Source organism: Saezia sanguinis, assembly GCF_963921665.1.
GTDB lineage: Bacteria > Pseudomonadota > Gammaproteobacteria > Burkholderiales > Burkholderiaceae_C > Saezia > Saezia sanguinis.
Genome location: NZ_CAWUGC010000012.1, coordinates 226,609 through 240,330, shown reverse-complemented (window position 1 = coordinate 240,330; position 13,722 = coordinate 226,609). Strand labels below are relative to the sequence as shown.

14 protein-coding genes are annotated in these 13,722 nt (G+C 51.9%); 6 read left to right on the top strand and 8 right to left on the bottom strand.

Annotation, left to right across the window (positions count from 1 at the left end):
- Positions 1 to 12: 12 nt before the first annotated feature.
- The gene (gene cysS, locus AACY98_RS07910) at positions 13 to 1,392 is read right to left on the bottom strand and encodes a cysteine--tRNA ligase (protein ID WP_339803722.1); all 1,380 of its coding nucleotides are present in this window, start codon (positions 1,390 to 1,392) and stop codon (positions 13 to 15) included.
- A gap of 312 nt (positions 1,393 to 1,704) precedes the next feature.
- Here cysS and AACY98_RS07905 point away from each other — a divergent pair, with 312 nt between their 5' ends.
- Genes AACY98_RS07905 through AACY98_RS07895 form a run of 3 tightly spaced genes read left to right on the top strand, consistent with a single transcriptional unit; the run spans position 1,705 to position 3,659 of the window.
- The gene (locus AACY98_RS07905) at positions 1,705 to 2,289 is read left to right on the top strand and encodes a peptidylprolyl isomerase (protein WP_423817547.1); all 585 of its coding nucleotides are present in this window, start codon (positions 1,705 to 1,707) and stop codon (positions 2,287 to 2,289) included.
- Between the two features lie 45 nt (positions 2,290 to 2,334).
- Positions 2,335 to 2,844 (top strand): peptidylprolyl isomerase, encoded by a 510-nt coding sequence (locus AACY98_RS07900; RefSeq protein WP_339803719.1) that lies wholly within the window; start codon positions 2,335 to 2,337, stop codon positions 2,842 to 2,844.
- A gap of 23 nt (positions 2,845 to 2,867) precedes the next feature.
- Positions 2,868 to 3,659: a UDP-2,3-diacylglucosamine diphosphatase gene (locus AACY98_RS07895; RefSeq protein ID WP_339803716.1), complete on the top strand. Its 792-nt coding sequence runs from the start codon at positions 2,868 to 2,870 to the stop codon at positions 3,657 to 3,659.
- Between the two features lie 32 nt (positions 3,660 to 3,691).
- Here the strand turns inward: AACY98_RS07895 and AACY98_RS07890 are convergent, their stop codons facing one another.
- The 4 genes from AACY98_RS07890 to tolB form a co-directional block, all read right to left on the bottom strand.
- Positions 3,692 to 4,516 carry a tRNA threonylcarbamoyladenosine dehydratase gene (locus AACY98_RS07890; protein WP_339803713.1) on the bottom strand — a complete coding sequence of 275 codons (825 nt, stop codon included), beginning with the start codon at positions 4,514 to 4,516 and terminating at the stop codon, positions 3,692 to 3,694.
- An 18-nt stretch (positions 4,517 to 4,534) separates the two neighbouring features.
- Positions 4,535 to 5,233, bottom strand: coding sequence for a tol-pal system protein YbgF (ybgF, locus tag AACY98_RS07885; protein ID WP_339803710.1), 699 nt, complete (start codon positions 5,231 to 5,233; stop codon positions 4,535 to 4,537).
- A 28-nt stretch (positions 5,234 to 5,261) separates the two neighbouring features.
- Positions 5,262 to 5,765, bottom strand: a complete 504-nt coding sequence (gene pal / locus AACY98_RS07880; RefSeq protein ID WP_339803707.1) for a peptidoglycan-associated lipoprotein Pal — start codon at positions 5,763 to 5,765, stop codon at positions 5,262 to 5,264.
- Between the two features lie 115 nt (positions 5,766 to 5,880).
- On the bottom strand, positions 5,881 to 7,158 hold the full coding sequence (gene tolB, locus AACY98_RS07875) for a Tol-Pal system beta propeller repeat protein TolB (protein WP_339803705.1): 1,278 nt from the start codon (positions 7,156 to 7,158) through the stop codon (positions 5,881 to 5,883).
- 461 nt (positions 7,159 to 7,619) lie between these two features.
- Between tolB and AACY98_RS07870 the strand changes: the two genes are divergently transcribed.
- Together AACY98_RS07870 and AACY98_RS07865 are read left to right on the top strand one after the other, a co-directional pair.
- A complete protein-coding gene (locus AACY98_RS07870) occupies positions 7,620 to 8,405 on the top strand; it encodes a retropepsin-like aspartic protease family protein (RefSeq protein ID WP_339803703.1) in 786 nt (261 codons plus the stop codon).
- An 86-nt stretch (positions 8,406 to 8,491) separates the two neighbouring features.
- On the top strand, positions 8,492 to 9,217 hold the full coding sequence (locus tag AACY98_RS07865) for a retropepsin-like aspartic protease family protein (RefSeq protein WP_339803701.1): 726 nt from the start codon (positions 8,492 to 8,494) through the stop codon (positions 9,215 to 9,217).
- A 13-nt stretch (positions 9,218 to 9,230) separates the two neighbouring features.
- On the opposite strand, the gene AACY98_RS07860 is transcribed toward AACY98_RS07865, so the two are convergent.
- The gene (locus tag AACY98_RS07860; protein WP_339803698.1) at positions 9,231 to 10,043 is read right to left on the bottom strand and encodes a hypothetical protein; all 813 of its coding nucleotides are present in this window, start codon (positions 10,041 to 10,043) and stop codon (positions 9,231 to 9,233) included.
- A 121-nt stretch (positions 10,044 to 10,164) separates the two neighbouring features.
- On the opposite strand from AACY98_RS07860, the gene AACY98_RS07855 reads away from it, so the two are divergent.
- Positions 10,165 to 10,896 (top strand): helix-turn-helix domain-containing protein, encoded by a 732-nt coding sequence (locus AACY98_RS07855; protein WP_339803695.1) that lies wholly within the window; start codon positions 10,165 to 10,167, stop codon positions 10,894 to 10,896.
- A gap of 50 nt (positions 10,897 to 10,946) precedes the next feature.
- Here the strand turns inward: AACY98_RS07855 and ntrC are convergent, their stop codons facing one another.
- A complete protein-coding gene (ntrC, locus tag AACY98_RS07850) occupies positions 10,947 to 12,515 on the bottom strand; it encodes a nitrogen regulation protein NR(I) (RefSeq protein WP_339803692.1) in 1,569 nt (522 codons plus the stop codon).
- Positions 12,516 to 12,618: 103 nt separating this feature from the next.
- Complete coding sequence (glnL, locus tag AACY98_RS07845; protein ID WP_126977502.1) at positions 12,619 to 13,674, bottom strand: nitrogen regulation protein NR(II); 1,056 nt, start codon at positions 13,672 to 13,674, stop codon at positions 12,619 to 12,621.
- Between the last annotated feature and the right edge of the window lie 48 nt (positions 13,675 to 13,722).

Here is a 13,722-nt window from a genome sequence, read left to right as displayed (position 1 = left end):
AGGTTCCGGGGCTCAGCTCTTTTTCTGCCAGGTTGTTCCGGCAGCACTGTCCTTAAGTTCAATACCTTTGTCAGCCAGCTCTGCGCGTATGGCATCCGCACGGGCAAAATCCTTCGCTTTTTTAGCTGCAGCACGTTCTTCAATCATTGTATTGATCCAGGCCTCGTCTTCTGCGGTACTGCCAGCATGCATAAAATCCTGTGGTTGACGCTGCAGCAAGCCCAATATACCACCCAGTTGCCGCAGCAATGCGGCCAGCTCACGTGACTGGCTGCGGTTCACCTCGGCAGCCAGCTCAAACAGCACGGCAATCGCCTCCGGGGTATTAAAGTCATCATTCATGGCGGCAGCAAAGCGCTCAGCCAGCGGGTGCTGCATATCGGGCTGCACACCTTCAGGGCTCACCAGATCCAGCGCGGTATATAAACGCAGCAACGCTGCATGCGCATCGTCCAGATGTGTATCGCTGTAATTTAATGGACTGCGGTAATGCGCGCGAATGATAAAGAACCGTACAGTTTCCGGGTCATAACGTTCAAGCACTTCACGAATGGTAAAAAAATTACCCAGTGATTTGCTCATTTTTTCATTGTCGACACGCACAAACCCGTTGTGAATCCAAAACCGTGCCATGGTTTTGCCAAATGCGCCTTCACTTTGGGCTATTTCATTTTCATGGTGTGGGAACTGCAAATCAGCCCCGCCGCCATGGATATCAAACGACTCGCCAAGCAGTGCGTGGCTCATCGCCGAGCACTCAATGTGCCAGCCCGGCCGGCCCAGCCCGTAAGCCGACGGCCACTTGGCCTCATCCGGTTCATTGGCTTTGGCACTTTTCCACAACACAAAATCCAGCGGGTCCTGCTTGCCGTCCAGCACTGCAACCCTTTCGCCGGCACGCAACTCATCAATGGATTTACCAGACAATTTGCCGTATGCGGGAAATTTGCGGACGGAATAATCCATATCTCCCCCATCCGCCTGGTATGCCAGCCCTTTTGCCTGCAGGCGTTCGATGATATCCAGCATTTGCGGCACATACTCTGTTGCACGCGGCTCATGTGTCGGGCGTTCAATGAAAAGCCGGTCTGCGTCTTCATGCAATGCCGCAATCATGCGGTCCGTCAATGATCTGATAGACTCGCCATTTTCCAGCGCACGTTTGATGATCTTGTCATCAATATCCGTGATATTGCGTACATAAGTCACCTGGTAGCCACACGCTTTCAGCCAGCGCTGAATGATATCAAACACCACCATGACACGTGCATGCCCAAGATGACACAGATCGTAAACCGTCATCCCGCAGACATACATGCGAACATGATTATCATCTTGTGGTGTAAACGGCTCCAACTGCCGTCCCATGGTATTAAAAATATGGAGCGCCATGAAATGAATATCTGTATTTTTACTGAATTAATTTGTAGACAGTTATCTCAAACATCTGCCCAAAGCATTCAACTCTTTAAGAAACGATACATTGGTTGCATTGCGAATCGGGTGCTGCATAAGGTAAGCCGGGTATGGCAATTCGGAAAAACCATGCACCTTTACATGCAAGCCACTACAATGCTTTCTCATCAGAAAGGTGTATTAGTATAAACGGCTCACTGAGAATATGCTCATATTTCTGCGAATTCAGCTTCTCTTTATCCAGTTTATACAGATTGCCTTCCGTTTGAACCAAGCAAGGAACTCCATATGACAACTCGCCGCCAGATGCTGGTCATGGGCACCCTGGGTGCCGTTTGCGCAACAACACTGACAACGGCCGCTTATGCCCAGTCATTACCGCAGGTAACCCTGAAAACAAGTCTGGGCAATATCGTGCTTGAAATTGACACACAAAATGCCCCTGTCACAGCAGCCAATTTTCTGCAATACGTGCGCGAAGGCTTTTATGATGGCACCGTTTTTCACCGGGTCATCAGCAATTTTATGATCCAGGGCGGCGGCATGACCCCTGACATGCGACCCAAACCGACCCGCTCCCCGATTCAACTGGAAACCTCGCCTCAGCTGCGCAATACTCGTGGTACCGTCGCAATGGCCCGTACCTCCAATCCAAACTCAGCAACGGCCCAGTTTTTCATCAATGTCAAAGACAACCCCAATCTGGATGCGCCCAATCCTGATGGCTATGGCTACGCCGTTTTTGGTCGCGTGGTATCAGGTATGGACGTGGCTGACAAAATCCGCGCTGTGCAAACCCAGTCAGTCGGCCCGCACCAGAATGTGCCGGTTACAGCCGTGGTCATTGAAAAAGCCACAGTAACTCAAGAGTAAAATTTTCCATTTACCCATTTATTCATTGAAACAAGGATCATGAGTATGAGCAACCCGCAAGTCGAACTTCAAACCAATAAGGGCACCATTCGTCTGGAACTAAATGCTGAAAAAGCACCAGTAACCACTGAAAACTTTCTGAGTTATGTGAAGTCCGGCCATTATGATGGTACGGTTTTTCACCGGGTCATCAATGGCTTCATGATCCAGGGCGGCGGCTTTGGTGCAGGCATGAAAGAAAAGAACACACAGAAGCCCATTCAGAATGAAGCTCAAAACGGCCTGAAAAATGACAAATACACCATTGCTATGGCACGTACCTCTGACCCGCACTCCGCATCAGCCCAGTTTTTCATCAACGTGGCTGACAATGACTTCCTCAACCACACCAGCCCAACCGCACAAGGCTGGGGCTATGCGGTCTTTGGCAAAGTCATTTCCGGCACCGATGTGGTTGATGCCATCAAAGGCGTACGCACTGGCAACCATGGCTTTCACCAAGATGTGCCGGTAGAAGATGTTGTGATTGAAAAAGCAACCGTCATCGGTGGCTGATTCTTTACACATTTCCCCCCACAGTGTCAAAGCATCTGTCTTTTCGCCAGCTTGAACTCCCAGCGTCATACCAGACGCTGGATTTCATTGCAGACATGCACCTGGATGCCAGCCATCCGCATACCTTTGCGGCCTGGCGGCATTACATGCAGGACAGCCCGGCAGATGCCATTTTCATGCTGGGTGACCTGTTTGAAACCTGGGTCGGTGACGACATACTGAAAGCACCCTACCCGTCAGGCGATTTTGAGCGCCAGTGCATGACTGTCATTGCCCAAGCAGCACATGGCAGGCACATTTATTTCATGCATGGCAACCGGGATTTTGCGCTCAGTAGCTATGCTGCCAGCCTGGCACATATGCAAAAACTTGCAGACCCCACCCTGCTGCGCTGGCAGGGGCAAAACGCTATCCTGACACATGGGGACCTATTGTGCATTGACGATGTGAACTACCAGAAATACCGCCGCGTCGTACACAACCGTATTTTCCAGCGTGTGGCGCTGCTGCTGCCATTGAAAACCAGAATGGCTGCTGCCCAAAAAATACGCCACAAAAGCGAAGCCACTAAAAAAAGCAACCGCCCAAGCATCATGGATGTGAACACCGATGAAGTCAAACGCTGGCTTGATACGGCACAAACCTCTTTAATGATTCATGGCCATACACATCGTCCGGCAGATCACTCACTACCCGATGGGAAACAGCGTATTGTGCTGACCGACTGGGATTTGGATAACGAAACCAACCCACGTGCCCAAGTATTGCGCTGGCAGGCAGGCCAGAAGCTACAACGCATTTCGCTGGCAGGCTAAAACCTTATACGCGTTTATTCAAAAATGGGGCTTCAGTGCCCATGTGCCAGATCATGCAGAATCTGACCAGCAGCCACCATACCAAAGGTTGCGGTTACCGCCACCACGGAGCCATAACCATGGCAGTTCAGCGAACCATCCACAGCACCGCTCTCTGTCTGGCAGGCTGCATCAGGCTGCTTCACATTTTCACGTGAGAATACGCAGCAGACCTTCATCCGGCCTTTACGCGCAAAGCCATATTCTCTGCGCAAACGGTAACGCATCTGTGCCAGCAGCGGATCATGTGTCACATCGGCCAGATCACCCACTTCGACAAACTGTGCCAATTCTTTTCCGCCTGCCGCACCCACGCTGATAAAGTGCAGCCTGTGCTGCGCAGCCCACGACGCCAGCAATGCTTTGGCTCTGACCTGATCACAGGCATCGATAATGGCATCCACAGGAGCCGGTAAAATCACCGGCCAGTTGCTGTTGTCATCAGAAGCAGAAGCCGGTTCAACAAACTCTTCCACCGCATGGATAACACAATCCGGATTAATCTGTGCAAAGCGTTGCTGCAAGGCATGTACCTTGGCCATGCCCACAGTCGCATCCAATGCATGAATCTGGCGATTGATATTAGACTCGGCCACCTGATCAAAATCAATCAGCGTAATGGCGCCAATGCCACTTCGCACCAGCGCTTCTGCCGCCCAGGAGCCTACCCCGCCCACACCGACCACTGCAACGTGTGCCGCGCGGATACGGGCAGCCCCTTCGGTTGAATAAAGGCGAGAGAGTCCGCCAAAACGTCGCTCTTGATCCACAGCTTTGGTCAATTTAAATGTCAGGCATGCACCATACAACAGGTGCATGCACATCAGGGCAAAACATCAACGGATTTGCGCCAGCCGTTTTCTGGCTTCGTTCGCCGCCTCGGTCTGAGGATAACTCTGCACCAAACGCTCCAGTGCCGCACGTGCCGCACGGGTGTTTTTCAGCTCAACCTGGCAGTTGGCAATGGCCAGCAGCGCATCAGGTGTGCGGACATGGTTAGGAGACGCATCCACCAGTGCGGTAAACGACTTCACCGCATCGGCATACTGCTTGGTGCCATATTGCGCATTGCCCAGCCAGAAATTCACCGAGTCCAGATAACCGCTCTTGGGCCAGCGCAGAATAAAGCTTTGGAACAGCGTGACTGCACCGGCATAATCAGCCTGCCGCAGTTTTTCCATACCGGCTTCATAATCGCTGATTTCCTGCGGCTGTGCAGTAAACGATTTACCATCCACAGCCACATCGCGCGGCTGGGTCTGTTCTGACTGCGTGCGCGCCGAGCGCTCCAGTTCTTCAATACGTCCACGCAATACAGCAATCTCACTGCGCAATTCCTGTATCTGGCTGGAAAGCGCAAGAATACTGTTGGCCTGGTTTTCCGATGTTGCACGCTGGGTATCCATGCGCTGACGCAACTCCAGAATGGCCTTACGGGCCTCGTCATCGCTGAATGCCTGTGCAGCACCCAAAGGCCCCAGCATCAAGGCCAGTACCAGACAGATCCGTAAACGTAAAGAAAAAGTGGTGTGCACGGCGTTCATCCTTCCTTATATCTGATGATCAGCGATAGGAGAAGTCAACGCGCCGGTTTTTCGACCATGCTTCTTCACCGGATCCCATCACTGCCGGACGTTCTTTACCATAGCTGACGGCTTCCATCTGCATTTCAGAAACGCCCAGTAACAACAGCGCCTGACGTACAGCTTCTGCACGCTTTTGGCCCAGTGCCAGATTGTACTCGGTGCTGCCACGTTCGTCGGTATTACCCTCCAGAACAACTCTGGCAGCCGGATTGGCACGCAGGTACTGCGCATTGGCAGTAATCACAGAGCGGTAACCATCCTGCACCACATAGCTGTCATAATCAAAATAAACAACGCGCGACACTTCTGAACTGGGGCCGGCATGTGAGCCGACACTGCCCGTATCGACCGTGGTTACCCCTGAATTGCCCGAACTGCCGTTGATGCCGTCATCCGAATACTGATTCAGATCAACACCGCCACCACACCCGACCAAAGCCACCGCAGTGGCAATTGCAGAAAACCATAGTTTTTTGGACATTTTGAAACTCCTGAAAATAAAAATTAAATATAGATATATCTCTACTCACACAACGTCCGGATACAGGCAACAAACACCCCATATCCGGATTGAAACTCCCAACAAAATCAAACACTCAGCGCAGATAAGGTCCCCAGACCGGTTCCTTCACATTGGCATTGTTGCTGGACAAGCGGGTCTTCACCCGGCCATCCAATGTGGTCGTCATCAGCGCATCCCTGCCCCCAATGCGGGTTGCATACATGATCATCAGCGAATTAGGCGCAAAACTCGGGTTGGAGTCTCCCGCCGTATCGGTCAAATTCTGGGTCGCACCGGTCTGCAGGCTCATTAACTGCAGGCGGAAACCGCCACTTTCACGGCTGATGTAAGCCAGCCACTTCCCATCCGGGCTCAAAGCCGGGTCCACGCTGTAACTGGTCTTGAATGTCACGCGCTCTGCACTGCCTCCGGCTGCCGGCATGCGGTAAATCTGCGGGCTACCGCCACGGTCACTGACAAAATAAATATATTTACCATCCGGAGAAAACTTGGGCTGTGTATCAATTCCATAAGAATTGGTCAGCCGCTTGGGCGTACCTCCGCCACTGCTCAGCAGATAAATCTGCGACAGGCCGGACAAAGTCAACACAGCCGCCAGTTGTCCACCCTGGGGAGACCAGGCCGGTGCGCTGTTGGAACCCTTGAAATTGGCAACTGCCTGACGCTGGCCTGTAGACAGGTTGTGCACATAAATCACCGGTTTTTGCAGTTCAAATGACACATACGCCAACTGCGTGCCATCAGGCGACCAAGCAGGAGAAATAATCGCCTCATTGCTGTTCAACGCCACTTTGGCGCGTTCCCCGTCCGAATCGGCAATCAGCAGGCTGTAGCGCGAACCACTCTGGGTAACATAAGCAATCCGGGAAGCGAAAGCGCCCTTGTGCCCGGTCAGCTTTTCAAAAATCAGGTCTGCAATATGGTGCGCCGCCAAACGCAGATCGGCACCTGCCACAGTGTATACCTGATAAGCCAGTTCACGGCCCGTGGCAATATCCCACAAGCGCACCCGAATTTCGTAGCGCCCATCAGCCAACTGGCTGACACTGCCACCCACCAAGGCATCCGCACCCAGTTGCTTCCATTCAGAATAATTGACCTGGGTGTTTTCGTCCATGGTCACATCCACAGACATCATGTGAAACATGCCGGAGCGTTTCAGATCGGAGCGGACAACCGCTGAAACAGCCACATCCAGCAACTGCTCGCCTCTAAAGGGAACAATCATCACGGGAATTTCAGTCAGCCCCACTCCTGTTACATCCACATTCAGTTGAGCTTGTGTAGGCCAGGATGCCAGCACCCCGGTTGTGGCCGCAGCAGACCAGGCAAAAAATTGACGGCGATACACGACTTTTATTCCTCCATAGCCAGAAAACCATTTATGAACGGCCAGATACCAGCAATGACCCTGGCCGCAGCAATTTGTTCAATCTTAACGGTTTTTTCAGCAATACCCCAAGTACATCATCTTGCTTAACAACAACAGCAGGATACGGTGAATCCACCCGATTTCACTCAACACATCATTGACAGGGCTGATTTTAAAGGGAATACACTTTTTTCGCTGTTTGCCTTATATAACACAAGCTGTTGCCCCACATATCTCAACTAAAATCTAGCATCTGGAGTTCAATTTGCTTATCTGCCGAAAAGTATCCAACCACTGATTTTTTAAAAGCCGATGAATAACATATACATGCGATGATTTTTCGCCCCTGATTACATTAAAATAAGAACTGAACATCTAATGGCAATTCTGCCCGGCTTTTCGTCAACCGCCATTCATCATTCAGCAACTCATTTGACTTTATGACGAACCAGACTGCCTTACAAAAAAAATATGTCAGTCCAATTGCGCATTATCACCATATGCTCAAAACCATGGTACTGACAGCCTCTTTCGTCATGATCGGGTCAATCCCTCTGATACCTGCATACAGCAACGCACAAACCACTGACCAGCCGCTCCGCACCACACTGGCCGCTTCAATTGCCCTGGCAGGCTCTTTGGGTGGAAAAGCGCTGGTGGTGATCAACAATGAAGCGCCCCGGACCATGGCTGTCGGCCAGGAATACCAGGGCATCAAACTTTTATCCCTACAGGGCGAGCGTGCCACCTTTTTGGTCCCCACCTCAGATCAGGGCACCCGACAGGTCACATTGCGCATTGGGCAAACACCCATTCATCTCGCATCGTCGCAAGGCGGCGCAACCCCTGTGGTACAGGAAATTATCCTACCTGCAGGCCGGGGCGGACATTATTTCACAACTGGCTATATCAATGACAGACAATTTAATTTCATGGTGGACACCGGCGCGTCCTATATTTCCATGGGATATGCAGATGCCGAACGGCTTGGGATTGACTATAAAAGTGGGCGCCCTGTCCAAATGAGCACAGCCAATGGCGTCATCAGCGCTTACAACGTGCAGTTGCGTTCAGTCATCATCCAGGGGGTGGAAATTTTGGATGTCACAGCAAATGTCAGTGAAGGATATGTCGACAAACCTTACCTTCTGTTAGGCAACTCGTTTCTGAACCATTTTGACATACAGCGCACGCGTGAACGCTTGATTTTGCGCCGGCGCTTGTGACTCAATTGTTCAAATGACATTTATTAGGCTCATCTATAATGAAACATCACAACACATATTTCAGTTTGATCTGCCTTCATCATCGTATGCTCAAAATCACACTGCTATCAGCCTCTTTGGTGCTCATCAGCGCCATACTCTTGGCACCGCCAAACAGCTACGCACAAAGCGCAAACCAGGCACGTGCCGCTGCACAATCAGGCCCGTCAATAGCACTGGCAGGCTCATTGGGTGGAAAAGCACTGGTGGTAATCAACAATGAAGCGCCCCGCACCATGGCTGTCGGGCAGGAATACCAAGGCATCAAGCTTCTGTCCATGCAGGGCAACCAGGCTACTTTTCAGGTACCCACGGCTGACAACAACGGTACACGGCGGCTGACCTTGCGCATTGGGCAAACCCCCATCCACCTGGAATCCTCTTCAGGAGGCAGCATCCCTACAGTACAGGAAATTGTGCTCACGGCCGGCCGTGGCGGACATTACTATACAACAGGCTACATCAACAGCAAACAGACCAACTTCATGCTGGACACCGGCGCAACCAGTATTGCCATGGGCAGTGACGAGGCCAACCGGCTAGGCATCAGCCTGGAAGGCGGTAGACCGGTTGCCATGAGCACCGCCAATGGCATGGTGCGTGGCTATCAGGTCCGGCTCAATTCGGTGCGTATTCAGGATGTTGAAGTCTTTGACGTCGAAGCCACCATATCGGAAGTCCCCATGCCCTATATTCTGCTGGGGAACTCCTTTCTCAACCGCTTTGACATGAACCGCACGCATGACCGCCTGGTTCTTCGACGTCGTTATTAAGTCGTTATTAAGGTCAAGACAAGCCCGCTGATGCTTTGCATACGGCCTTCATCCGGCAAAACATCGCAATTACCGGCCAGGCAGCCATTGCTGCTGCAACGTGCTTGAGACTGTGCCCCGAAACCAGCTCACCACTCCAGGCATAAACCTGCGCGTCACCAAGCTCCAGTAATTTGGCGACGGCATACCACACAATCACGGCAACCAAAGGCATACGCTGCTGTCCATCGACAGGTGCCAGACATGCCAGCGTCAGAACGATCAGCATACCGCCTCCCTGTAAAACGCTCCATGGCAGCAGGTTGCCGGTTGCCTGCCAGTTCCATAAACACATGGGCGCTGCAATCAAAACAGTATAAGCCGTCACTTGGGCTGCGCGCTCGCTGACGCGGTTACATACCGCCATACCTAAAATGCCAGCAAAAGCAACCGACATCCCCATGCGATCCAACCACAAAGAATGATTTTCCGCATGTAAATGATAAGCGGAAGAACATACACTGGTTATGATCAGGCCGTAAAAAAACAGGCTGCTCATATTCTTGAATACAGAGGCTTCATACCCCAGCACAGACCGCCGCAATACCACCAAACCGATCAGCCCCATCAAAGCAAATGGCACGTTAGACAAAACATCCAGCGCACATGGAATACCCAACATGGTCCGCTGATCGGCAAATGCATGATAATGCTCATATTGCGTGATATGCGGGCCTGCAACAGCAAGCACACACAAAACACCGGCAAGCAGCAGTAGACCCCACTCTCTGGCCGTAAAATTCAGAGAAGATGCAACTGGCTGATGGGAAACTGATTTGGTATTCATGGTAAAAATGCGTCAAATAAAATGAAGAATGACGCCAGTTTTATCCTATAGGATTAATTGAGTATTCCTTTTTCTTCAAAATAGCAGAAAATGCTACTTTTAGTATCAGCAAATAATACCCATGAGTACCACGCACGAACTGATCACGGCACTGAAACAGGAGCTCAAATCCGCTCAGGTCACCTATGCGCAACTGGCCCAAATGCTCGGAATGGCAGAATCCAGCGTCAAACGCATGTTCAGCAAAGGAGACATGACACTATCGCGCATTGATGACATCTGCAAGGTCTTGCAGGTTGATTTCGCCGATCTGGCCCGGCGCATTGCCGAAGCCCAGCCGGAACTCTCCCAGTTGACGCCGGAGCAGGAAAAAGCAGTGGTCTCAGACAAAAAACTGCTGGTAGCAGCCATTTGCGTTTTGAGTCAATGGACGTTTGAGCAGATCGTGTCACGCTACCGGATTTCCGAACCCGAATGCGTCAAATATTTTGCCCAACTGGACCGCCTTGGCATCATTGAACTCAGGCCGCAAAACCGCTACCGGCTCAAACTGGGCAAAACATTTCGCTGGCAGCCTAACGGCCCGGTGATGAACTTTTTCCGCGACCATGCCCTGCTGGATTATTTTTCAGGTAACTTCGCCCGGGAAGACGAACTCATCACGCTTGTGTTTGGCAGCATCAGCCCGACAGCGGCCCCGGCCCTGCTGGAGCGGCTGCGGAAAGTGGCACGTGACTTTGCCCAGCAGCATCAGGCCGATCATAAACTGCCAGAGCGGGACCGTAAGGGTTACACCATTGTCATGGCCATGCGCGGCTGGGAAGTTGAAGCACTGAAAAACCTCAACCGCTGATCATACTGACAATTCAAACTGCGCTGGTCGTATTGGCGCCGGCAGCACTTTCAATCATCCAGATGCAAATCCTGGATTTTGCGTGTGATGGTATTGCGGCCAATCCCCAGTTTTTGGGCAGCTTCAATCCGCCGGCCACGCGTCACGTGGAGCGCAGAATTAATCAGACAGGTCTCAACACGCTTGGTGAGCTCATCCCACACATTGGGCGTTCCGGCTGCCAGCATTTTCAAAATCTCTGCCTCCAACAAGGATTCCCACATCGCACCATTTTGGTGCAAATCGGGCCGTAACATGTGCTGATCATACCCCGGCTTTTCCCTGACAGGTGGAGCCAAGCCGGCAACCGGTTCAGACGTATGATTTTCATCCACATGCGAAATATGCGAAAACCCCGCTTTGCCATTGACAATGGAAGAAGAAGACACAGGCGCTGCCTCGCCCAGCACCTCCTGCAGCACCTCAGCAGGCAGATCCCCCACCTGAATCACCTGCGCAGGCGCCATGACGGTCAGCCAATGACAGATATTCTCCAACTGACGGACGTTACCGGGATAGGAAAAGCGGGATAACACCTGCAGCGCATCATCCGATATTTTTTTAACCTCCCCACCCAGCTGCTTCACACTGTTCTTTAGAAAATGTTTGGCCAGCAGCGGAATATCTTCACGCCGTTCACTCAGGCTGGGCAGACGCAGACGGATCACGTTCAGACGGTGAAACAAATCCTCCCGGAACAATCCCTGTTTAACCCGGTCCTCCAGATTCTGGTGCGTTGCCGCAATGACACGCACATTGGCCTTGATGGCAATATGACCACCCACACGGTAAAAATTACCATCAGACAGCACACGCAATAAACGGGTCTGCAAATCAAATGGCATATCCCCGATTTCGTCCAGAAACAAAGTACCGCCCTCAGCCTGCTCAAAGCGCCCCCGATGCAGGTTTTGCGCACCGGTAAACGCACCCCGCTCATGTCCGAACAACTCACTTTCGAGCAAATCTTTCGGAATGGCTGCCGTGTTAATGGCGATAAAAGGCCCGTTCGCTCTTGGGCTGTGTTTATGCAGCGCCTGTGCCACCAGCTCCTTGCCTGCCCCCGACTCCCCGGTAATCAGCACCGTGACATGGCTTTGACTCAAACGGCCAATGGCACGAAACACATCCTGCATGGCTGGCGCCTGCCCGATGATTTCCGTTCCAGGCTCAGCGTTGTTTTCACCATCCTTGGCTGCGGTTTCCTGATTTTCATTCATGGCCCGGCGTATCAGCTCCACCACGGTCATCAGGTCAAACGGTTTGGAAAGATACTCAAACGCGCCGCCCTGAAAAGCGGCAACCGCGCTGTCCAGGTCAGAATATGCTGTCATGATAATGACCGGAATTTCAGGATAGCGTTTTTTAATCGTCGATAGCAGATCAATCCCCGATCCGCCCGGCATCCGGATATCGCTCACCAGCACCTGCGGTATCTCGGGCGCTGCTGCGGCTTCCAGCGCCTGCAACGCATCCCGGATATTGACAAAGCTGCGGGTAGGAAAACTCTCCCGCGCCAGCGCCTTCTCCAGCACAAAGCGGATTGATTGGTCGTCGTCAACTATCCAGATCGGTTTCATGGCGTATCTCACATGCCCTGAGAAGCTGCGCCTGTTGCCGCTGATAACAGGCTGCCGGTCACAATCCACGGCACCTCTGCAGCTTCAAAGCACAAACTCTATTTCAGGTTGATAACGGAATATAAATCGTAAAGTCAGTCTGTCCAGGAACGCTATGACATTCAATAAAGCCTTGGTGCTGCTGAATAAATGTCTGCGCCAGTGTCAATCCTAAACCAGATCCGCCATCCCTACCGGAAACAAGTGGATAGAAGATCCGGTCGCGGATGTCGTCTGGAATGCCTGGACCGTTATCAATGATATGCAATTCTAATGCCAGCTTATGGCGACGCTTGTCATAAGTCACCTGGCGCGCCACACGGGTGCGGAATTCCATGACCGCATCACCTGCCTCTATTTTCTCAGACAATGCCTGTGCCGCATTGTGGGCAATATTCAGCACCGCCTGAATCAACTGCGACTTATCCGCCTGCAATTCAGGAATTGAAATGTCATAATCGCGCACAATTTTCAGCCCGTTCGGAAACTCAGCCAGAATCAGCGCACAAACCCGCTCGCAAACCTCATGGACATTTACCGCCTCCAGCACCTGGGCTTTACGGTGCGGCTCCAGCAAGCGATCAACCAGTGCCTGCAAACGGTCAGCCTCGTGAATAATCACCCGCGTATATTCGATCAATTCACGCGAATTCATCTCCATTTGCAGCAACTGGGCTGCACCACGGATACCGCCAAGCGGATTTTTAATTTCATGCGCCAGATTGCGGATCAGCTCTTTATTAACTTGAGACTGCTCCAGCAGCCTGGCCTCACGCTCCAAACGGGTCTGCTGCTCAATGGCCAGCATCTCCACAACCAGCTCGTTTTCATGCCCCGAATGTCCGATGATCACCTGAACCGGAAGGTTTGACTGCCCCAAAGGCCGTTTCAACTCATCTTCAAACTGGCTGCTGCTGACCTTGTTTTGTGCCACCGCCTGCAACACCTGCTGCAAAGTCGTATCGTGCAGCAAATCAGTCACGTTAAGCTGCGGCATAACACGGGCCGAAAGCCCGTAGGCATCTTCAAATGCGGCATTGACATGCAGCACGTTGCCATCCGGTTGAATGACCATCACCATCGTTGCCAGCAAATCGAAACAGTCGTAAGGTGGTGGCATAGTGCTGCGAAAATCGCGGCTACCAAACCATCTGCATTTTGCAGCCGC